Below are 21,598 nucleotides of genomic sequence, written 5' to 3' on the forward strand. Positions count from 1 at the left end.
TCCTGTGATTGCCACGCTGGCAATTCAGCGACGCGGGCGGATTGCCCGGTCCGGTTTTGCCTTGCGTGTGTGACCGACGGGCAGCGCATCGAGCGAGTGGCAGATGCCAGATCTCGCGTCGAACCGGGGTCGCCCGTCAGACAGCCGCCCATTCTGCCAGACCACGCCCCATCGGCGGAAATCGCGTCAGACGATGCGGTCGAAGCACTTCGTCTCGACGCGCCGTCTCATGCGCCATCCGTCGGCCGTCCTCACGAACTCGTCGTCGTACCAGAGCCCGCAGAACAGGATCTGGCCGTCGTCACCGAGCTTCATCGGGTTGAAGCACAGGATCCGCGAGGTGGCCTCGTCGCCCGAGACCTTGACGTCGAAGTTGCCGATCAGATGCGAGTACGCCGGGAAGTTCGGCAGCACCTCCGACAACCACTTCTTCACGTCCGCAAAGGTGCCGTCGATTCCGCCCATCGCGCGGTAGTCGATGTAGGCGTCCGGGGTGAACACCAGGTCCAGGTCGTCGAACCGCCGCGTGTCGATCGCGGTGGAGTAGTCGACGAGGAGCTGTTGGATTTCGAGGCGGTCGGAGATCTCTTCCAGACTCAGCATGGGTTCGATTGAACACCTCGACCCGGCCGAGTAGGACGGTTTAGGCCTGCGGACCCTCCGACGGCGGCCAGTGCTCCCCCGGCGACACGTCGCCCGGCTCGGTGTGGTCGCCACGGGACAGCGGGACCCACTGCTCGCTGGGTGCGGGCTGCATCGACGACGGGAAGTCGCGGAGCTTGCCAGAGGGTTTGGCGTCCCACGCCTCGAACGTCAGCGGCGTCTCGAGCCAACTCTCCAGCAGCAGGTAGCACGCCTCCAACGAATCGAGGTGGCTGCGCTCCCAGCCGTGGCTGCCGTCCAACCCAAACGCGACAAGCGCCGCCCTGGTGTTGGCACCCGCTTCGATCGCCGCCGCCGCGTCGGACCGGTAGAACCGAAAGATGTCCCGCGCGTGGGCAATTCCCTTTTCCTTGGCCAGACGCAGCAGCCCGCGGGTGAGGTGATAGTCGAAGGGCCCGTGCAGGTCGGCCATCGGGATGGTGACGCCGTGCTCGAGCGAATGCTGACCGGGCGCGCAGACGGCGTTGTCGACCGACACCAGCTCGGCGACGTCGGGCGGCAGTCCGCTGCTGGCGCCGTGGCCCACCTCTTCGGTGATGGTGACCATGATGGTGGTGCGGTGCGGCAGGACGATCTTGTCCTCCATCACGTTCTTCGCCAGCGCGAGGGCGACGGCAACACCCGCCTTGCCGTCGAGGTGGCGCGAGACGATGAAGCCGTCCTCGGTGAGTTCCGGGCTGGTGATGAACGCGACGAAGTCGCCGACGTTGAGCCCGATCTTCACCAGGTCCTCGCGGGTCGACACGTTGCGGTCGACGCGGACCTCGACGTGCTCCCAGTCGGTGGGCTGAGTGTCGATCTCGTCGCCGTAGGCGTGCCCAGATGCCTTGAGCGGCATGACCGTTCCGGTGATGAAGTCGTCGCTGTCGTCGGTGAAGATGCGCACCCTGGCACCTGCGGCGAAGCGCGCGGAGAAGGTGCCGACCGGGATCAGCTCGAGGCGCCCGTTGTCCTTGAGGTCGCGGACCATGCAGCCGATGGTGTCGGCGTGCACGACGATCGCCCGGTCGGTGGTGGCCGACTTTCCTGGCAGTTCCGCGGTCAGCGCGCCGCGGCGCGTCAGCGTGAACGGCACGCCGAGCTCGTCGAGGATGCCACCGATCAACTGCATCACCGCGTCCGTCCGGCCCGACGGGCTAGGGGTCTGCAGCAGGGCGAGCAGCGTGTCGACCATCCAGCTGCGGTCGTCGGCGCTCATCCGTGCGGCGGGCGTGGTCGCGAGGTCAGTCAAGGTTGCCTTCCAAGGTCGTGGGTCTCGTTCGTCGTCGGGCCGGGAGCTTAGCGACGTCAGTCCTGCGCGTCATGTCCGGGGACGGGGGTGGGCTGCCACGCCCACGGCGTCGCGGCCGTCCGAGGAAAGAGCAGGTCCACGAACGCCTGCGCCGTCGGCCGCGGTTCGTGATTGGCCAACCCGGGGCGTTCGTTCGCCTCGATGAAGACGTACTCATCGCCTTCGACGGACGGCACGATCAGGTCGATCCCCGTGACCGGGATGCCGATCGCGTCGGCCGCGTCGACCGCGACCTTGGCGAGAACCGGATTCAAGTCGTCCGTCACGTCGCGGATGGTGCCGCCGGTGTGCAGATTGGCCGTACGCCGCACCGTCAGCCGCTCGTTGAGCGGCAGCACGTCGTCGAGGTCGAAACCCGCCTCGCGCACGGTCTCGACGGTGAGGTCGTCGACGGGAATCACCGACTCGCCGTGGGTCGCCGCCGCACGGCGGCGGCTTTGCGCCTCGACGAGTTGCCGGATGGAGTGGTCACCGCTGCCGACGACCTCGGGTGGGCGTCGCAGCGCCGCGGCGATCACCTTGCCGTTGATGACGACGATGCGCAGATCCTCACCGGGACAAAGCTCTTCGAGCAGGACGTCGGGGCACTGCTCGGCGGCGAACTCGACGGCGCGGTCCAGGTCCTCGGGCCGCGTCACGCCGACGGTGATGCCCGCGCCCTGTTCGCCGCGGACGGGCTTCACCACCACCGACCCCACCTCCCTAAGGAACTCGTGGTCCTCGTCGGAGAAGGTGACCGAATGCCCCTTGGGCACCCTGATTCCCGCTTCGGCGACGACGCGGCGGGCGACGCGCTTGTCGTCGCACCGGCTCATCGCGACGGCGTTGGTCAGCTCGGACAGCGACTCCCGCGTCACGACGCTGGTGCCGCCGTGGGTGAGCTTGAGGTAGCCGCCCTTGGCGTCGAGCACCTGCACGGCGATGCCCCGCAGGATCGCTTCGTCGGCGATGATGCGGGCGTAGGGGTTGAGCTGCGACAGTTCTTCTTCGGACTTGGCTGGCGCGAAGAGCTTTTCGTTGATCGCGTTCTTGCGCTTGATGCCGAGGACGGGCACGCGGATGAAGCCCATCCGCTCGTACAGTGCGATCGCGCCTTCGTTGTCGTGCAGCACCGACAGGTCCATCTGACGGCGTCCGCGCCGGATGAACTCCTCGATGAGCGACCGGACGAGCAGTCCCCCGACCCCCGGCCGGGACACCGTCGGGTCCACCGCCAGACACCAAAGGCTGGAACCGTTCTCGTCGTCGCCGAACAGTTGGGCGTGGTCGATGCCGGTGACGGTGCCGACGACGGCGCCCGTGTCGTCGTCGGTGACGACCAGATACACCATGTGTGGCTCGTGCTGGCTGTTGTTCCACATCAGGTCGACGTCGGCGGGGACCATGCGGCACTGCAGGTAGATCTGGTTGATCGCGGCGCAGTCCTCGACCGTCGCAACCGAGCGCACCGACAGACCGGGGACCGGGGCGGGCTCGTAGTCCAACGGCTTCGTCAGATCGATCCGGTAGGTGAAGCTCGGGTCGATGAAGAACTCCTGCGGGTGCAGGGCGACGAAGACGTGCGGGGCGTCGAGGTACATCCCGATGTCGCGCCGCCCGCTTGCTTCGGCGCGGAGTGCGGTGCCGAACTGTTCGGGATCCTCACACGTCTGCCCGAACACCAGGCGCCCCCAGCCGAGGTCCTGGACCACCGTCATGGTCACTTGACCCCGTCGACGTGGCGGGCCAGCCAGAGTTCCAACAAACCGATCTGCCACAACGGGTTTCCGCGCAGCGGCGTCAGGTTCCCGTTGGGGTCGGCAAGCATCCGGTCGACCGCGGCGGGTGCGAACAGTCCACGGTCACGGGCGGCGGAACTCTGCAAGGCGTCCTTCACCAGGTCGAGGTACGGCCCCTGGAGGTGCTTGAGCGCAGGAACCGGGAAGTACCCCTTGGGCCGGTCGATGACCTCGTGGGGGATCACCTTGCGGGCCGCCTCCTTGAGGACGCCCTTGCCGTCGTAGGCGGTCTTGAGCTCCGGCGGGCACGTCGCGGCGAGCTCGACGAGCTCGTGGTCGAGGAACGGCACCCGGCCCTCCAACCCCCACGCCATCGTCATGTTGTCGACGCGCTTGACCGGGTCGTCGACGAGCATCACCGTGGTGTCCAGCCGCAGGGCGCGGTCGGTGGCGGTGGCGGCGCCCGGGTGGGCGAAGTGGTCGCGGACGAACTCACCGGCGACGTCGGCGTCGAGATGCCAGGCAGGAGAAAGCAATTCGTCGAGACCGGCGTGGTCGCGGTCGAAGAACGCCGTGCGATAGCGCCCGAGCGCGGCGTCGACGTCGTCGTTCGCGGCGTGCGCCATCGGCGGGTACCAGTGGTAGCCGGCGAAGATCTCGTCGGCACCCTGGCCGGACTGCACCACCTTGACGTGCTTGCTGACCTCCTGGGACAGCAGGTAGAAGGCGACGCAGTCGTGGCTCACCATCGGCTCGCTCATCGCGCCGATGGTGTCGGTCAGCGCGGGCAACATGCGGGCGGTGTCGATGCGGATCTGGTGGTGGTCGGTGCCGTAATGCCTGGCGATGACGTCGGAGTACTTGAACTCGTCGCCCTCCTCACCGCCTGCGGCCTCGAAGCCGATGGAGAAGGTCGCCAGCCCGTGCTGGCCGGCCTCGGCCAGGAGCCCGACGATCAGGCTGGAGTCCAGACCGCCGGACAACAGGCACCCGACGGGGACGTCGGCGACGAGGCGTCGTTCGACCGCAGTCCTGAGCGAGCCGAGGATCGCCTCCTGCCAGTCGACCTCCGACCAGTTGGCGCGTTCGGCGGAGCGCTCGAACACCGGCTCCCAGTAGGTGTGCGTCGTCCTGGTGCCGTCTGGCTCGATGCGCATGATGGTGCCCGGCTCGAGCTTGCGAACGCCCTTGAGGATGGTCCGTGGCGCTGGCACGACGGAGTGGAAGCTCAGGTAGTGGTTGAGCGCGACCGGATCCAGGTCGGTGTCCACCCCGCCTGCGGCCACCAGGGCGGGCAGTGACGACGCGAACCGGATGGCGCCCGTGCCGCCACCCTCGTCGACCTCGCTCCAGTAGAGGGGTTTGACGCCGAGGCGGTCGCGGGCCAGCACGACCCGTCCGGTGGTGGTCTCGGCGACCGCGAAGGCGAACATTCCCTTGAGGTGGTCGACGACGCGTTCACCCCATTCCCGATAGCCCTTGAGGATGACCTCGGTGTCGCTGTGGGAGAAGAAGCGGTGGCCCTTGCCGAGCAGCTCTTGCCTGAGCTCGGGGTAGTTGTAGATGCAGCCGTTGAACGCGACGGTGAGGCCGAGTTCGGGGTCGTGCATGGGCTGGTGGCCGCTGCTCGACAGGTCGATGATCGCCAGCCTGCGGTGGCCGAAGGCAACTCCGCCGCTCGACCACGCACCGCCGCCGTCGGGACCGCGGGGCACCATGCAGTCCGTCATTGCGCCGATGGCAGCAAGATCGGCCGGGCGGCCCTTGGCTATTTCGCCGGCAATGCCACAAATGGTGATCGACTCCTTGGTCGTGTCAGTGGGTGGTTGGGGGTTCGCGAGCGGCCCATGGGTAGCCAAAGTGCGCGGCCGTCAAACACCACCGTGGCCCGGGTCACCCCAGCGGCGGTCAGTAGGCTCGGCGGCCATGGTTCGGCTCTTCGGCGCCATCGCGGTTTCCATCGCGGCGCTCCTCCCCTGCTCACTGGTGTTCGACACCGCCGTCGCCGCGGCTGACGTCGACGTCGCCCCGGTCGGCGCCGCCCGGATTCCCTCCGGACCGGCGCCTGCCTGGATCGTCGCCGACCTCGACTCCGGTCAGATCCTCGCCGGCCGCGACGAGTACGTCACCCATCCACCCGCCAGCACCATCAAGGTGTTGCTGGCGCTGGTAGTCCTCGACGAGCTGCCGCTCGACGCCTCGGTGGTCGCCACCCAGGCCGACGCCTCGGCGGAGTGCAACTGCGTCGGGGTGACGGCTGGCCACGTCTACACCACCCAGGAGCTGCTCGACGGGCTGCTGCTGGTCTCCGGCAACGACGCCGCGAACACCCTGGCGCACATGCTTGGCGGCACCGATGTGGCCGTGGCCAAGATGAACGCCAAGGCGCTGCAGCTCGGCGCCACCGGGACCCGCGCCGGCTCGCCGTCCGGCCTGGACGGGCCGGGTGTCGACGGGTACACGACACCGCACGACCTGGCCGTCCTGTTCCGCGCGGCGCTGCAGAACCCGGTGTTCACCGCGATCACGTCGTCGCCAACTGCGACGTTCCCCGGCGCCAACGGGCCCGTCACGCTGTTCAACCAGGACGAGTTGCTGGGCCGCTACCCGGGCATGCTCGGCGGCAAGACCGGGTTCACCGACCCCGCCCGCAAGACGTTCGTCGGCGCCGCTGCGCGCGACGGCAAGCGGCTGGTGGTCGCGATGATGTACGGCCTCGTCGTCGAGGGTGGGCCGACCTACTGGGATCAGGCCTCCGGCCTGCTCGACTGGGGCTTCGCTCAGGACGAATCAGCGGGGATCGGCACGCTGTAGAACGGTGCGCCTAGAACGCCGAAAGTACGGTTGTTGACGCGACACGCCGAGGTCGGCGTCAACAAGCGGAGTGTCGGCGAGCGAACGAGACGCGACGGAGACCTGATCGCGCGCAGGACGAGTTCTTCGCTCCATACGCTCACGGCGTGCGAAGACTGTTCGCGGCGACAGTCCTCGCCCTCACCTCGGCGCTGACGGCGCCGCTGGCATCGGCGCTCCCCGATGCCGCGCCGGCGGGAGCGGTCGTCGCCCCGCCCGACGGTCCCGCGCAAGCCTGGCTGGTCGCCGACATGGACACCGGCCGCATCCTGGCCGCGAAGAATCCGACCGGTTCCTACGCCCCGGCGAGCACCATCAAGACGCTGCTGGCGCTCGTCGTCGTGGACCACCTCAACCCGAATTCCTTTGCCAGGGCCAATGCCTCGCACGACCGCGTCGAATGCTCGTGCGTCGGCCTGACACCCGGCCAGCCCTACACCACCCGCCAGCTGCTCGAGGGTCTGCTGATGGTGTCGGGCAATGACGCGGCCAACATGCTGGCCGACATGCTCGGAGGTCAACGGGCCGCCGTCGCGAGAATGAACGCCAAGGCCCAGCAATTGGGCGCACGCAGCACCAGGGCGGGGTCGCCGTCGGGACTCGACGGGCCGGGGTGGGAATCCTCCACCACACCGTTCGACCTGGCGCTGATCTTCCGTGCGGCCCTGGCCAACCCGGTGCTCGCCACCATCCTTCGCCAGCCGACGGCGCAGTTCCCCGGCAAGACGCTTACCGCTCAGAACGAGCTGCTTGCCCGCTATCCCGGTGACCTCGGCGGCAAGACCGGCTTCACCAGCCTTGCGCGCAAGACGTATGTGGGTGCCGCACAACGCGGAAACCGTCGCCTGGTTGTCGTGCAGATGTACGGCACCGGTGATCTGTACCCGCAAGCGGTCGGCCTGCTCGACTGGGGCTTCAGCCAGCCGGCGTGAGCCCGACGTCAGTGACAGTGCACGTGCTGAGTTGCCGTGCCCGCGCTGACGGGATCCTCCGGCAGCTCCGGCCCGATCCGGTCGACGAGTGCGCCCGCGGAGTGGACGGTCTTTCCGCCGACCATGGTCAGCTCGGCGTGCTGGTCGAGCAGCCCGGTCGGTGACTGCTCGTGGCCGTACAGATCACCGGACCACACCACCAGGTCGGCCAGCATGCCGACCGCGATCCGACCCCGGTCGTTCTCGAGGTGCCAGGCGCGGGCGCCGTGGACCGTATACGCCTCCAGAGCCCGGTCGAAGCCGACGCGCTCGTCAGGCGTCCACGAATCCGATCCGTCGAGTCCGGCCCGGGTGGCGGCCGAGTAGACGCCGACCAGCGGATCCATCTCACCGACCTGCCAGTCACTCGAAAAGGCAACCGTCGCACCGGAATCGAGGAGGCTACGGAACCGCCACGCGCGGTTCCACCGCCGCTCGCCCACGTTCTCCATCCAGGTACCGGCGACCAGATCCGGCGAACAGTGCCGAGGCTGCATGGCCGCGGTTACCCCCAACGCCCGGAAGCGTGGCAGGTCGTCGGGATGCAGGCACTCGACGTGCACGATGCCGTGCCGGCGGTCGCGCGTTCCGTTGGCCCTGGCGGCCTGCTCGATCGCGTCGAGCGTCAGCCGGATCCCAGCGTCGCCGGTGGCATGGGTGTGGGTCTGGAAGCCCATCCGGTCGAGTTCGCCCAGCACGCCGACCAATTCGCGCCCGGGATAGCTGGGACGCCCGCGAACGCCGGGCCGATTGGCATACTCCTCGAGCATCAGCGCCGTGTGCGGCTCGATCACGTCGTCGGCGTACAGCTTCACCGGGCCGAGCCGCAGCATCGGGTCGGCGCCGGCACCGTCCACGGCGTCGCGAAGGCGCTGACGGAAGCCGCCGTCGGCACCCACCGGATGGAACAGCGCTGCGATCACCCGTGAGGTCAGGACGCCCTCGGCCAAAGCGCGCTCGAACAGCGGCAACTCGGCAAGCGGCACCTGGGGTTCGACCACGGTGGTGATTCCCAGCGCGGTGGCCATCCGCATGCTGGACCGGAGCTTGCGGTACCGGCGTTCCGGCGAGTACATCGGGATGTCGGCCTGCAGTGCGGCGAGGCCAGCCTCCGTCATCGCGCTGGTGTAGAAGTCGGTCACCCAGCCGGTCGGCTCGCCCGACTCGTCGCGTTCGGGGCGTCCCCATGCGACGTCGACGCCATTCGCGATGCCGAGCACGGCGAGTGCGGCGCGGTTGAGCCAGACCGAGTGCTGGTCATAGGTGGTGACGAAGATGGGCTTGTCGGTGAGCCCGTCGAGGTCGGCGGCATTGGGACGCCGACCCTCGACGATCGAATACACCGCGTTCTCGGCACAGATCCACCCGAGATCGGTTCGGCGCGTGGAGAATTCACCGATTCGTCGGCGCACCTCGATGAGATCGTGGGCGCCTTCGAGGGATACCGCGTCCTCGTCGAAGCCCAAGAGCAGGTGGTTGTGGCCGTCGACGATGCCGGGGGTGATCAACCGGCCCGGCGCCTCGATACGGCGCGCTGCGACCGGTGCGTCCGCCGCGGTTCCGACGTAGCTGATCCGCCCGTCGGTGACGCCGACCGCTTCGGCCCACGGCGCTGCGGCGTCGAACGTGCGGACGCGCGCCCCGGTGAGGAGGAGATCGGTCATCGGTCGGCCTCCTCGTCGTGGACCTCGAGCAGCAGCAGATGGGTGCCGGCGCGGCTGCGCAGATACCCGAAGTAGTACAGGTACCCGGCCGCGACGATGCCGACGGCGATGCCCAGACTTGGCCACTGGGTGGGGTCGAGCAGTCCCATTACGAAGATCGCCGCGATCGCGACGAGCGCGACGACGGGCGGCAGCGGCCAGAGCGGCATCGAATAGCCGGTCCGGCCCGACGTGCGCCGCATCACGATCGCCGACAGCGCGATGAACCCATAGCTGAAGGCCAGCGTCGACCCCGTGGCGTTGAGCAGGAGGTCCACGGGAATCAGGCATCCGCCGACGGCGAACACGCCCATCACGAGGGTGGCCACCCACGGCATCTTGGCGGTCTCCGAGACCCGGGTGAGGGGCGCGGCGATCGCCTGCGGCAGGGCTTGGTCGCGAGCCGCCGCGAACAGCAGTCGGCCGGACTGCAGGGCGATAGCGATGATGGCGTTGACGATCGCCAGTGCGATCGAGACGAAGACGAAGACGGTGACGGCATGACCGGCGCGCTCGTCGAGGAACGCCTCGACCGGCAGGTCCGCGCCGAAGAGATCCGCGAGTGAACCGGTACCGAGAAGGATCGCGGTCAGCGGGATGATCTCCGCGAGAATGGTGATGACCGCACTCCACAACACCGCTCTGGCGATGGTGCGTCGGGCGTTCTTCGTCTCCTCGGCGAAGTACACCGCACCGCCATATCCGTTGAACGAGAAGATCCCCTGGGTGACGGCGATGACCAGCCCGGCGATGCCCAGCGGCGCCAGACCACCGGTGGCGGCGTCGAGGGCCTGCGGGTCGAACAATGCGGTGATCGGTCGTTCGACGTGCACCAGACCGAGAATCGAGAGCAGTGCGAGCGCGGCCATCTCGATGAACAGGAATGCTCCAGTCACCCAGGCATTGGTCCGGATGTTGAGGCACGCGGTTCCCGTGGCCAGCAGCGTGACGACGACGGCCGTCCACACCGGGTCCAGTCCGCCGATCGCGACGCCCAGGTAGTCCGCCACCCCTAGCGCGAAGACCGCCACTATTAGGGGCAGGGTAACCAACCCGACGAAGAAGACGGCCACTCCGGCGGATGGTCCGAGGGTACGACTTACCAGCGAGTAGTCGCCGCCGGCGACCGGATGGCGCGATGCCAGCTCGGCGTAGCAGTAGGCGATGAGGATGCTGATCACGCCTGCGATGGCGAAGCCCCAGAACACGCCAGTGCCATAGGCACCGAGTGCGGCACCTCCCAGCACGAAGACGCTGGAGGCGGGCGAGATTCCGGACAACGTGATGAGCACGTTGCCGCCGACTCCCAGTGACCGGGACAGCGTTCCGTCGTAGGTCGGCGCGTCGGCTGGAGGCGATGTGTCGGCCGCGGTCGGCGGCGTCGCGTGGGTCATGTCGTGGTCCCCGTTGGTAGGGCCCGGGCTCGCCGGAATTCTTTGACGTTGTTGTCGAAGAATGATCAGGAGGTTGACATGTGACGTCGATTACTGTCAACCCCATGGCCCGTCCGCGTAATCAGGGAGCCCGCCGCCAAGCCCTCATCGAGGCGACCTACAGCGCCGGCAAGAAGCACGGGCTACGTTCGCTGTCGCTGACCGACGTCGCCCTGCAGGCCGGCCTCAGCAGGGGCACGGTGCTCTACTACTACGACGACCTCGACGCACTCCTCGTGGAGGCGCACGCGGCCGGAGTGGAGCGATTCTGCGACCAACGCGATCGGTTGGTCGCGGCCACCGACGACCCGCGGGCCAAACTCGGCACCGCGATCGCGGCGGGTCTTCCGAGCGGCCCCGACGACGCACTGATGCGCATCCTGTACGAATTCGACGTGCTGGCAGGCAATTCCGCCCTTCACGACGACCTCGTCCAGCGGATGTACCTGCGTCAGATGGACACCTACCGTGGAATCTTCGCCGAGGGTCGATGCAGCGGCGTCTTCACCCCCGCTCTGACCGACGACGTCCTCGCCATGAACTTCGTGGCGCTCGAGGACGCCTACGGTCTGCACGTCGTCGCGGGCAACGCGCTCGTCACGGTGGAGTCCGCGGAGGCTGCGATGCGCGCAGTCGCCACCCAACTCGGCTGCGCCCCCGGTTAGCCGGCAATCGCGCCGGCGCGGGTAGGCCCCCACGGCCCTCCGCCGTCAACTAAGGTCACCCTAATCTCATCGGCGCGGGCTGACCGCGCCCTCGACCAGGGAGCCACCGTGACCGGCCAACGCGACTTTTCGCTGCTCGTCGCCTTCGGTACCGACATGGGAAACGCCGAGGACGCCGCCATGACGTTCGCCGAGACCGTTGCGACCATCGGCGTCGATGCCCAAGCCGTCGAGTTGAACCAGCTCGACGTCGCCGAGCTTCAGTCGGCCACCCACTTCGTGGTGGTCTGTTCGACGTTCGGCGAGGGTGAGTTCCCCGACAACGCCGAGTTGTTCTGGGAGGCTCTCAGCGCCGACGACGCCGCGCGACTGGAGCACCTGAGCTTCGCGGTGTTGGCGCTCGGCGACATCTCCTACGAATTCTTCTGCAACGCAGGCAAACTGATCGACGAACGGCTCGAGGCCCTCGGCGCCACCAGGCTGATCGATCGCGTCGACGTCGACGGTTCCTACGAGCAACCCGCGCGGGCCTGGACCACCGACCTGGTCAAGCTGTTGCAGAGCACCCGCACCCCGTCGGCGACGGCGACGGCGACGGCACCGCCGGAAGTCTCCCCGCCGCCGAGTCGCGACCGCCACCTACCAGTCGACGCGCGCCTCGTCGTGAATCGGCGGTTGACGTCTCCGCAGTCCGACAGGGAGGTCCGCCACTACGAACTCGACCTCACCGGATGCGAAATCGACTACTCCGCAGGCGATTCCATTGCCGTGCACGTGACGAACGATCCCGACCTCGTCGACGCGATCCTGGCGCACTTCGGCGTCGGCCGCGACCACGCCATCGCCGACCACGACGAGCCGCTCGGAGTGCTGCTGGCCGAGCGCTTCGAGATCCGCACGCCGTCGCGCGCCCTTCAGTCCCTGGTCGCGGCGAGGACGGCGGACACCGAGGCCGCGGGCGCGCTGAGTGCCGACGCGGTGGCCGCCCCTGGTTCATGGGCCTACGGCAAGGACGTCCTCGACCTACTGGAGCTGGCCGACGTCACGGTCGACGAACTGCTGGACACGTTGCGTCCGTTGCAGTTCCGCGACTACTCGATTGCGTCGAGCCCATTGGTTCACCCCGACCACGTGCATCTGACGGTGGCGACCGTGCGCTACGACGCCGGGGTTCGCCGCCACGGCGGGGTGGCGTCGACCTTCCTCGCCGATCGCGGCGACGTGGTTGCAGTTCATCTGCGACCGAACCACACGTTCCGCCTGCCCGCGGCCGACGTTCCGATCGTCATGATCGGCCCCGGCACAGGGATCGCACCGTTCCGCGCCTTCCTTCAGGAGCGCCGAGCCACCGCGGCCCCGGGGCGGTCGTGGCTGTTCTTCGGGGACCGTCGCCGCGCGACGGACTTCCTCTACGGCGAGGAGTTGGAGGGCTTCGTCGAGTCGGGGACGCTGACCAGACTCGATCTCGCGTTCTCCCGCGACCGTCCCGATGACGGCCCGAAGGAGTATGTGCAGCAACGCATGTGGGAGAACTCGGCGGAGCTGTTCGGTTGGCTCCAGGACGGCGCCTACGTCTACGTCTGCGGCGACGAGAAGCGGATGGCCAAGGACGTCAACGAGACGTTGCACCGCATCGTTGCGGCCGAGGGTGACCTGGATGCGGAATCGGCGCACGCCTACGTCAACGACCTCGTCAAGAGCCACCGCTACGTGCGGGACGTCTACTAGCGGTACACGCGGCCGCGCAGGACGATCACGTCCGGGTGGTCGAGCACGCCCGGCTCGCGCGGATCCTCGGTGTAGCAGACCAGATCGGCCGACGCCCCGTGCTCCAGCGCGGGCCTGCCCAGCCAAGCCCTGGCATCCCAGCACGCTGCCCCGAGGGCATCGGTTGCGCTCATGCCGATGGTTGCCAACGCGGCGACCTCGTCGGCGATCCGTCCGTGGGCGACCGTGCTTCCGGCGTCGGTCCCCGCGTAGATCGGCACCCCGGCGTCGTGCGCGGCAGCCACCCGCGCCGGGCAAGAGGCGTAGAGGTCTCGCATGTGCTTGGCGTAGGTCGGGTACTTCGCCGCGGCGTCGGCGATGCCGGGAAAGTTCTCGATGTTGATCAGCGTGGGCACCAGCGCGGTGCCGTGCTCGAGCATCATGGCGATGACGTCGTCGGTGATGCCGGTGCCGTGCTCGATGCAGTCGATGCCCGCGTTGACCAACCCGGGCAGCGCGTCCTCCCCGAACACGTGCGCGGTCACCCGGGCACCCTCGGCGTGTGCGGCGGCGATGGCCTCGACCAGCACGTCGCCTGACCACAGCGGCGCGAGATCGCCGACGCCCCTGTCGATCCAGTCCCCCACCAGCTTCACCCAGCCGTCGCCCCAGCGAGCCTGCTCGGCGACCACGGCAGGCAGCTGCGATTCGTCCTCGACGTCGATCGGAAGCCGCGGAATGTAGCGCTTCGGCCGAGCTATGTGACGGCCCGCCCGGATGATGCGGGGCAGGTCGTCGCGATCGTCCAAGCTGCGGGTGTCGACCGGCGAGCCCGCGTCGCGCAGCAGCAGGGCGCCGGCGTCGCGTTCCGTCTCGGCCTGGGCGACCGCTTCGTCGAACTCCGTCGGCCCGTCGGCACCAAGCCCGACGTGACAGTGCGCGTCGACGAGCCCGGGGATGATCCACCCACCATCGACGACCGTCACGGCGTCGGCGACGGGCTCGGCACTCAGCGTTCCGTCGATCACCCACCACTCGACGGGCTCCCCGTCGGGAAGCCCGCGACCGCGAAAACGAAGACGCAACGCTACTTCTGGCCGGGGAACTTCAGCTTGGACAGATCGAAGTTGGCCAGACCCGGAGGCAACTCGTCGAGCCCCTTCGGCATGTTGGACAGGTCCGGGAAACCGGCGGGCATGCCACCGGCGCCCAAGGGATTCGGCGTCTTGGGCGGTGTGGGTCCCCGGTTGCCCTTCTTCTTTCCGGCCTGCTTGTTCTTGCCCTTGGCGGCCTTGCGCGAGGAGGAACCCTTGCGCGCGAACGGCATTCCCATCTGACCGGCCATCTGCGACATCATCTTCCGGGCCTCGAAGAACCGGTCGACGAGCGAGTTGACCTCGGCCACCGCGACACCGGAACCGTTGGCGATGCGCAGCCGCCGCGAGGCGTTGATGATCTTCGGGTCGGCCCGCTCGGCGGGCGTCATGCCGCGGATGATGGCCTGCACCCGGTCGAGCTGGGAGTCGTCGACCGCGGCCAGGGCGTCCTTCATCTGACCGGCGCCGGGCAGCATGCCAAGCAGGTTGCCGATCGGACCCATCTTCCGGATCATCAGCATCTGCTCGAGGAAGTCCTCGAGGGTGAGCTCACCGGAGCCGATCTTGGCGGCGGCGGCCTCGGCCTTCTCGGCGTCGAAGACCTGCTCGGCCTGCTCGATGAGCGTGAGGACGTCACCCATGCCGAGGATGCGGCTGGCCATCCGGTCGGGGTGGAAGACGTCGAAGTCGTCGAGCTTCTCGCCGTCGGAGGCGAACAGGATCGGCACGCCGGTGATCTCGCGGACGGAGAGCGCGGCGCCACCTCGGGCGTCGCCGTCGAGCTTGGTCAGCACCACACCGGTGAAGCCGACGCCCTCGCGGAAGGCCTCCGCGGTGGTCACGGCGTCCTGGCCGATCATCGAGTCGAGGACGAACAGCACCTCGTCGGGGTTGACGGCGTCACGGATCGCGGCCGCCTGGCTCATCAACTCCTCGTCGATGCCGAGCCGGCCCGCGGTGTCGACGATGACGACGTCGTAGTGCTTGGCCTTGGCCTCCGCGAGACCGGCCGCGGCGACGGCCACGGGATCCTCGGGCTTGATCGCCGCGATGTCGGAGCCGCCCGGTGACACGCCAGGGTTCGGCGCGAAGACGTCGACACCGGCGCGCTGACCCACGATCTGAAGCTGGTTGACCGCGCCGGGGCGCTGCAGGTCGCACGCCACCAGAAGCGGGGTGTGGCCCTGGGTCTTGAACCACTTGGCGAGCTTGCCCGCCAGGGTCGTCTTACCGGAACCCTGCAGGCCGGCGAGCATGACGACCGTGGGTGGCGTCTTGGCGTAGGCCAGCTTGCGGGTCTCGCCACCGAGGATGCCGACGAGTTCGTCGTTGACGATCTTGACGACCTGCTGGGCCGGGTTCAGTGCACCCGACACCTCGGCACCCTTGGCGCGGTCCTTGACGCGGGCGATGAAGGCCCGCACGACGGCAAGCGAGACGTCGGCCTCTAGTAGGGCCAGGCGAATCTCGCGCGCGGTGGCGTCGATGTCGGCTTCGGTGAGCCGACCCTTGCCACGCAGGCCGGATAGGGCCCCGGTCAATCGGTCGGAAAGCGATTCAAACACGTGGTTAGCCTAGCTGGCGGCCCACTAACTGGCCTCCGGCACTGCCTTTGGCGGGCTCGGCGTGGGAAGCACGGCGTAGAGGTCGCGCTCCAGTTCCTTGCGCGCCTCCGAAACGTCGCGGGTCACATCCCCGGCCTCCTCGTCGGCGGCCAGCGCGGGCACCACGATGCCGAAGGCGTCCACGACCGTCGACCCCAGCGTCGTGACCTTCGCCCAGGCGATGTCGACGCCGTCGCGTTCGACGACGGCCGTGAGCCTGGCCAGCAGGCCCGCCCGGTCAGTGCTGCGGATCTGGAGGACGAACTCGCCGGGCGACGTGCCGTCGAACCAGAGGATCCGCGGCGGCGCGGGCGCGTTGATCGGCACGGCGTCGGGGATGTCTCCAGCCCTCGTGGTGTTGACGGTGGCGGTCTCGCGATCCCGGCGTTCCAGCGAGCCGATGACGTCCAGGTCGCCACCCAAGGCGAGGACGAACTGTTCGCGAAGCAGCTCGGCGGCCGGTGGTGCACCGAAGTGCGGCGAGACGACGAAGGTGGTGATCGCGACACCCTCGTGGATGGTGACCGACGCCGAGTGCACCCGCAGCGAGTTGAGCGCCAGCACCCCGGCGGCCTTGGAGAGCAGACCGCGACGGTCGGGCGCGATCATCACGACGTCGAAGACGTGCGGACTGTCCGACGCCGTCAACTCGACGTGCACGCCGCGATCGGCGGCCAACGAAACATGCCGCGGGTCAATGGGATCGGGCGTCGGGAGCGGCTCCCCCGCCATGACCAGCCGGCAGCGGCGCACCAGGTCGCCAATCAGCGACGCCTTCCAGTCCCCCCACACACCGGGCCCGGTGGCCAGCGAATCCGCCTCGGCCAGCGCGTGCAGCAGCTCGAGGAGCACGGGGTCTCCGTCGAGCGCGTCGACGACCGACGCGATCACCTTGGGGTCCTGCAGGTCGCGTCGGGTTGCGGTGTCCGGAAGGAGAAGGTGGTAGCGCACCATCTTCGACAACAGCGCGACGTCGGACGGCCACAGCCCTAGCCGGGTGCCGATCTGGACCGCCAGATCCGCACCGATGACGCTGTGGTCGCCGCCGCGGCCCTTGCCGATGTCGTGGGCGAGTGCGCCGAGCACCAGCAGGTCGGGCCGCGACACGCGAGTGGTGAACGCGCTTGCGCGCGAGATCGTTTCGACGAGGTGGCGGTCGACGGTCCAGATGTGGACGACGTCGCGGGGCGGGAGGTCCCGCACCGCCCCCCATTCGGGAAAGAGCCTGCCCCACAACCCCGTTCGATCCAGCGCTTCGATGGTGGAGACGGTGGCCGCGCCTGCGGCCAGCATCACCAGCAGGTCCTTGAGCGCCTGCCGGGGCCACGGGGTGCGCAGTTCGGGTGCAGCCTCGGCCAGCCTGCTGAGCGTCGACGACGACATCGGCAGACCCGTGGTCGCCGACGCGGCCGCGACGCGCAGGATGAGGCCGGGATCGCGCTCGGGGCGGGCGTCGCGGGCCAGCATGACTTCCCCGCCGTACTCGATGACGCCCTCGTCGACCGGACGACGCACGGGGCGGCGCAGGACCTTCAAACCACGGCGCGGCAACGCATTCGATGCGGTGCGGATGCCGGAGTCGACGTAGTAGCTGATGGTGCGGGCGGCGTCGCTGAGCATGCGGGCGAGGTCGAATCGGTCGCCGATGTGCAGGGCGGCGCCAATTTCGTCGGCGTACTGCGCCAGCAGCATCTCCCTGCCGCGGCGTGAGACGCGATGCAGTTCGGTGCGCACGTTGAGCAGGGCGAGGTGCGCGTCACCCAGCGACCCGGTCGGCGAGGCCAGCGACCGGCTTGGATATGCGTCGGCCAGCTGCGCGATGGCCAGTGCGTTGAGCAGTTGAACGTCGCGCAGACCTCCGCGGCCGTTCTTCAGGTCGGGTTCGGCGCGGTGGGCGATCTGGCCGCTGCGGTCCCAGCGAGATCGCGTGTGTGCGACGAGTTCTTCGAACCTCGGCGCGATCCCGGTGCGCCACTGACGGCGTGCGCCGCCGACCAACAGCGCCGACAGGTCGGCGTCACCGGCGATGTGTCGCGCGTCGAGCATGGCGAGGCCCGCCGACATGTCCTCGCTCGCGACCTTCAGCGCCTCCGGTACGGTACGGACGCTGTGGTCGATGTGAATGTTGGCATCCCACAACGGGTACCAGAGCAGCTCGGCAACCTGGGACACCACGTCACGTGGCATGTCGTCATGGACGAGGGTCAGGTCCAGGTCCGAGTACGGCAGCAGCTCACCGCGACCCAGTCCGCCGGTGGCGACGATCGCGAAGCCACTGGTGGCCGTGATGCCGATCTCGGCAGCCTTTGTGGTGAGCCAGAATTCGTGCAGATCGAGCAGCGCGTCACGCAGCGCCGCCGAGTCCAGTCGCGCGCCGCCGGTCAGCAGCTGCTCCGCCGCGGTGGCCAAATCCTTGGCCGGACGCGACGATCCCGCCGCAGGCGCCACCCAACGAGAGGCGCCTGAGGCGGGATCTGGTGTCTGCTTGGTCATCTCGGTCCTCCCCGGACGTACTGTCGATCAACGACTTACCACTGACTCGATGCGTGTCCGGGAGACGACGCCTAGATCACCGTTCTGACGTCAAATGGCGTCGGCCCCACGCTCACCGGTGCGAACTCGCACCACCGTGTCGACCGGGCTGACCCACACCTTGCCGTCGCCGATCTTGCCCGTACGGGCGGCCTGGACGATGACGTCCACCACCTTGTCGACGGCGGACTCGTCCACCAGAACCTCGACCCGCACCTTCGGCACGAAGTCCACCGAGTACTCCGCACCTCGGTACACCTCGGTGTGGCCCTTCTGCCTGCCGTAGCCCTGTACCTCGCTGACGGTCATCCCGAGGATGCCCGCCTGCTCGAGACCAGTCTTGACGTCCTCGAGGGTGAACGGCTTGACGATCGCCGTGATCAGCTTCATTTAGTCAGAGTCCTTTCCGGAAAACTCTTTGCACCTGTGATTATTTCCCGGTCACGCGAGTTCATAAGCCGTTTCCGCATGCTCGGCCTCGTCGATGCCGTTGTGCTCTTCCTCTTCGTCCAGTCGCAGCCCGATCGTGAACTTGACGATATAGGCCACGATGGCAGTGCCGATCGCCGAGTACAGCAGGACCGCACCCGCTCCGACTGCCTGCCGCCACAGCTGGTCGAAACCGCCGCCGTAGAACAGGCCCGCGACTCCGGCACCCGTCTCCGGAGCGGCGACCAGGCCGACCAGCAACGTGCCGGCCAGACCACCGACGAGGTGCACGCCGACGACGTCGAGCGAGTCGTCGAAGCCCAGCTTGAACTTGAGTCCGACCGCCAGCGCGCACAGCACGCCTGCGACGACGCCGATCACCAGTGCGCCAACGACGTTGACCGACGAGCAGGACGGGGTGATGGCGACCAGGCCTGCCACGATGCCCGACGCCGCGCCGAGCGAGGTGGCGTGTCCGTCGCGGATCTTCTCCGTGAGCAACCAGGCCAGCATGGCGGCAGCGGTGGCGACCGTCGTGGTGACGAACGTCGCACCAGCCAAACCGCCTGAGCCGACGGCAGATCCGGCGTTGAACCCGTACCAGCCGAACCACAGCAGGCCCGCGCCCAACATCACGAAGGGCAGGTTGTGCGGCCGCATCGGCGATCCGGGCCAGCCCTTGCGCTTGCCGAGGATGATCGCGAGCACCAAACCGGCCGTGCCCGCGTTGATGTGAACCGCGGTACCACCGGCGAAGTCGACCGCGGCGAGTTTGTTGGCGATCCAGCCGCCCGTCTCACCGGTGAAGCCGTCGAACGCGAAGACCCAGTGTGCGACCGGGAAGTAGACGACCGTGACCCACAGGCCCGAGAACAGCAGCCAGCCGCTGAACTTCAGGCGGTCGGCAACGGCGCCGGAGATGAGGGCGACGGTGATGATGGCGAACATCAGCTGGAAGGCCACGAAGACCGACATCGGGATGGTTCCGGCCAGCGGAATGTTCACGGCGTCAGCGGCTTCCACCCCGGCGCTGGGATCGGCGACCACGGCCGCCGAGGCGTTACCGCCGATGATTCCCTTGAGTCCCCAGTACTGCGTGGGGTCACCGACGAAGTTGAACTTGTCGTTGCCGAATGCCATCGAGTAGCCGTACAGCGCCCACAGCACCGTGACCACGCCCATGGAGCTGATGCTCATCATGAGCATGTTCAGCACACCCTTGGCGCGAACCATGCCGCCGTAGAAGAAGGCCAGTCCGGGTGTCATCAACAGCACGAGTGCGGCGCTGGCCAACATCCATGCCGTGTCGCCGGTATCCGGCGCACCCATTATCGGAAATCCGTCCACTCCCAGTTTCCTCCTTCGCCCATGCCACGGTTAGTCACCGATGACCTAGGCCAAGACAATGCGCACTCGTTGTTTCGCGGATGAGCCGCCCGTGTTTCGCGGATGTGAACGGATCGGGCGATTGCGTTTCGTCGCGGTTAACCGCCTCGTCAGAGGCGTTAGCCGAGGAGCGCGTCGACGAAGGCGGCGGGTTCGAACGGTGCCAAGTCGTCGGGGCCCTCCCCGAGCCCGACCAGCTTCACGGGCACGCCGAGCTCCTGCTGCACGCGAAAGACGATGCCGCCCTTCGCCGTACCGTCGAGCTTCGTCAGGACGACGCCGGTGATGTCGACGACCTCGGCGAAGACCCGCGCCTGCGGCAGGCTGTTCTGCCCGATCGTGGCGTCCAGCACGAGAAGGACCTCGTCGACGACGGCACGCTTGGACACCACCCGCTTGACCTTGCCGAGCTCGTCCATCAGGCCGGTCTTGGTGTGCAGGCGGCCCGCCGTGTCGACGACGACGACGTCGGCGCCGGTGGCGATGCCGTGGTCGACGGCGTCGAACGCCACCGACGCGGGATCGGCTCCCTCGGGGCCACGCACCACCTCGGCGCCGACGCGGGACCCCCAGCTCTGCAACTGGTCGGCGGCCGCGGCGCGGAACGTGTCGGCGGCACCGAGCACGACGCGACGCCCGTCGGCGACGAGGACACGCGCGAGCTTGCCGACGGTCGTCGTCTTGCCCGTCCCGTTGACCCCGACGATCAGCAGGACCGAGGGCTTGTCGGCATGCGGCAGCGCCCTGATCGAGCGGTCCATGTCGGGACGCAGTTCGTTGATCAGAACCTCCCGCAGGACGGCCCTGGCGTCGGCCTCGGAGCGGACGCTGGCCGCGGCCATCTTGGCGCGCAGCGCCGTGACCACGGATTCGGTGACCACCGGGCCGAGGTCGGCGACCAGGAGGGTGTCCTCGATCTCCTCCCAGGAGTCTTCGTCGAGGTCACCGCCGCCGAGCAGCCCGAGCATGCTGCGGCCGAGCGCGTTCTGCGACTTGGACAGCCGCCCGCGCAGGCGTTCCAGCCGGCCGTCGGTCGGGGCGATCGGGTCGATCTCGGGAAGGACGACGGCGGGCTCGGCGGGCGCCTCGGGAGGCGCTTCGACAGTCGGAGCCTCAACCTCGGCTTCTGGCGTCTCGACCTCGGGGGCCTTGGCTTCGGCAGCTGGAGCCTCGGGGGCTGGCGGCTCCGGCAGCTGCACCTCGGAGATCGACCGCTTCGGCGCGTCGCGCGGAATCGTCGCGTCGTCCCCGACGGCGGGGAGACCCTCCACGTCCAGCAGGTTCTTGGGTTTCGTCGGGGGTGGTGCGACCGTGCCCTTGGCCGGGGCTTCGGTGAACGAGATCGTGGACGACGCCGTGTACCCGCCGGACTTGTCGACGGGCTTCTCCAGCGCCGTCGTGTCCGTGGACGACAGGCTGATCCGTCGCCGCCGGTATCTCACCAGCCCCACGACGAGTGCAACCAGGATGAGGACGGCGATCGCCGCGAGGGCGATGTAGAGACCTAACAGCTGACCTTGAGTCACCGGGTCATTCTCTCAGGGTG

At 68.3% G+C, this 21,598-nt stretch carries 16 protein-coding genes; 4 read left to right on the plus strand and 12 right to left on the minus strand.

All coding sequences use genetic code 11. The annotated features are described in order from the left end of the window. Nucleotides 1-186 precede the first annotated feature (186 nt). The 4 genes from ASD37_RS05720 to ASD37_RS05735 all read right to left on the minus strand — a co-directional run bounded on the left by ASD37_RS05720 (nucleotide 187) and on the right by ASD37_RS05735 (nucleotide 5,465). Nucleotides 187-603 (minus strand): nuclear transport factor 2 family protein, encoded by a 417-nt coding sequence (locus ASD37_RS05720; protein ID WP_056548936.1) that lies wholly within the window; start codon nucleotides 601-603, stop codon nucleotides 187-189. A 40-nt stretch (nucleotides 604-643) separates the two neighbouring features. Beyond that, complete coding sequence (locus ASD37_RS05725; protein ID WP_056548938.1) at nucleotides 644-1,861, minus strand: osmoprotectant NAGGN system M42 family peptidase; 1,218 nt, start codon at nucleotides 1,859-1,861, stop codon at nucleotides 644-646. A gap of 89 nt (nucleotides 1,862-1,950) precedes the next feature. Then, on the minus strand, nucleotides 1,951-3,651 hold the full coding sequence (gene ngg / locus ASD37_RS05730; protein ID WP_056548940.1) for an N-acetylglutaminylglutamine synthetase: 1,701 nt from the start codon (nucleotides 3,649-3,651) through the stop codon (nucleotides 1,951-1,953). Nucleotides 3,652-3,653: 2 nt separating this feature from the next. Next, nucleotides 3,654-5,465 carry an N-acetylglutaminylglutamine amidotransferase gene (locus tag ASD37_RS05735; protein WP_056549913.1) on the minus strand — a complete coding sequence of 604 codons (1,812 nt, stop codon included), beginning with the start codon at nucleotides 5,463-5,465 and terminating at the stop codon, nucleotides 3,654-3,656. Between the two features lie 133 nt (nucleotides 5,466-5,598). Here ASD37_RS05735 and ASD37_RS05740 point away from each other — a divergent pair, with 133 nt between their 5' ends. Beyond that, nucleotides 5,599-6,486 (plus strand): D-alanyl-D-alanine carboxypeptidase family protein, encoded by an 888-nt coding sequence (locus ASD37_RS05740; protein WP_056548943.1) that lies wholly within the window; start codon nucleotides 5,599-5,601, stop codon nucleotides 6,484-6,486. Nucleotides 6,487-6,632: 146 nt separating this feature from the next. Next, a complete protein-coding gene (locus ASD37_RS05745) occupies nucleotides 6,633-7,457 on the plus strand; it encodes a D-alanyl-D-alanine carboxypeptidase family protein (protein ID WP_056548949.1) in 825 nt (274 codons plus the stop codon). 8 nt (nucleotides 7,458-7,465) lie between these two features. On the opposite strand, the gene ASD37_RS05750 is transcribed toward ASD37_RS05745, so the two are convergent. Further along, nucleotides 7,466-9,160: an amidohydrolase gene (locus tag ASD37_RS05750; protein ID WP_056548950.1), complete on the minus strand. Its 1,695-nt coding sequence runs from the start codon at nucleotides 9,158-9,160 to the stop codon at nucleotides 7,466-7,468. Further along, complete coding sequence (locus ASD37_RS05755) at nucleotides 9,157-10,593, minus strand: APC family permease (RefSeq protein WP_056548951.1); 1,437 nt, start codon at nucleotides 10,591-10,593, stop codon at nucleotides 9,157-9,159. Before ASD37_RS05755 ends, ASD37_RS05750 begins: the two co-directional genes overlap by 4 nt. Nucleotides 10,594-10,697: 104 nt before the next feature. Here ASD37_RS05755 and ASD37_RS05760 point away from each other — a divergent pair, with 104 nt between their 5' ends. Next, complete coding sequence (locus ASD37_RS05760; RefSeq protein WP_056548952.1) at nucleotides 10,698-11,297, plus strand: TetR/AcrR family transcriptional regulator; 600 nt, start codon at nucleotides 10,698-10,700, stop codon at nucleotides 11,295-11,297. A 108-nt stretch (nucleotides 11,298-11,405) separates the two neighbouring features. Beyond that, the gene (locus tag ASD37_RS05765) at nucleotides 11,406-13,025 is read left to right on the plus strand and encodes a sulfite reductase flavoprotein subunit alpha (protein ID WP_056548953.1); all 1,620 of its coding nucleotides are present in this window, start codon (nucleotides 11,406-11,408) and stop codon (nucleotides 13,023-13,025) included. Here the strand turns inward: ASD37_RS05765 and ASD37_RS05770 are convergent. The 6 genes from ASD37_RS05770 to ftsY all read right to left on the minus strand — a co-directional run bounded on the left by ASD37_RS05770 (nucleotide 13,022) and on the right by ftsY (nucleotide 21,578). Continuing rightward, nucleotides 13,022-14,089, minus strand: coding sequence for an amidohydrolase family protein (locus tag ASD37_RS05770; RefSeq protein ID WP_056548955.1), 1,068 nt, complete (start codon nucleotides 14,087-14,089; stop codon nucleotides 13,022-13,024). The two genes, ASD37_RS05765 and ASD37_RS05770, sit on opposite strands and share 4 nt — an antisense overlap. 2 nt (nucleotides 14,090-14,091) lie before the next feature. Beyond that, the gene (gene ffh / locus ASD37_RS05775; protein WP_056548957.1) at nucleotides 14,092-15,666 is read right to left on the minus strand and encodes a signal recognition particle protein; all 1,575 of its coding nucleotides are present in this window, start codon (nucleotides 15,664-15,666) and stop codon (nucleotides 14,092-14,094) included. A gap of 24 nt (nucleotides 15,667-15,690) precedes the next feature. Then, the gene (locus ASD37_RS05780; RefSeq protein WP_056548958.1) at nucleotides 15,691-18,198 is read right to left on the minus strand and encodes a [protein-PII] uridylyltransferase; all 2,508 of its coding nucleotides are present in this window, start codon (nucleotides 18,196-18,198) and stop codon (nucleotides 15,691-15,693) included. 90 nt (nucleotides 18,199-18,288) lie between these two features. Beyond that, the gene (locus tag ASD37_RS05785; RefSeq protein WP_056548960.1) at nucleotides 18,289-18,627 is read right to left on the minus strand and encodes a P-II family nitrogen regulator; all 339 of its coding nucleotides are present in this window, start codon (nucleotides 18,625-18,627) and stop codon (nucleotides 18,289-18,291) included. 51 nt (nucleotides 18,628-18,678) lie between these two features. Continuing rightward, entirely contained in the window at nucleotides 18,679-20,013 is a 1,335-nt protein-coding gene (locus tag ASD37_RS05790) for an ammonium transporter (RefSeq protein WP_162253223.1), read from the minus strand. 158 nt (nucleotides 20,014-20,171) lie between these two features. Continuing rightward, nucleotides 20,172-21,578, minus strand: a complete 1,407-nt coding sequence (gene ftsY, locus ASD37_RS05795; protein WP_056548964.1) for a signal recognition particle-docking protein FtsY — start codon at nucleotides 21,576-21,578, stop codon at nucleotides 20,172-20,174. Nucleotides 21,579-21,598: the final 20 nt, after the last annotated feature.

Source organism: Mycobacterium sp. Root135 (genome assembly GCF_001426545.1).
GTDB lineage: Bacteria > Actinomycetota > Actinomycetes > Mycobacteriales > Mycobacteriaceae > Mycobacterium.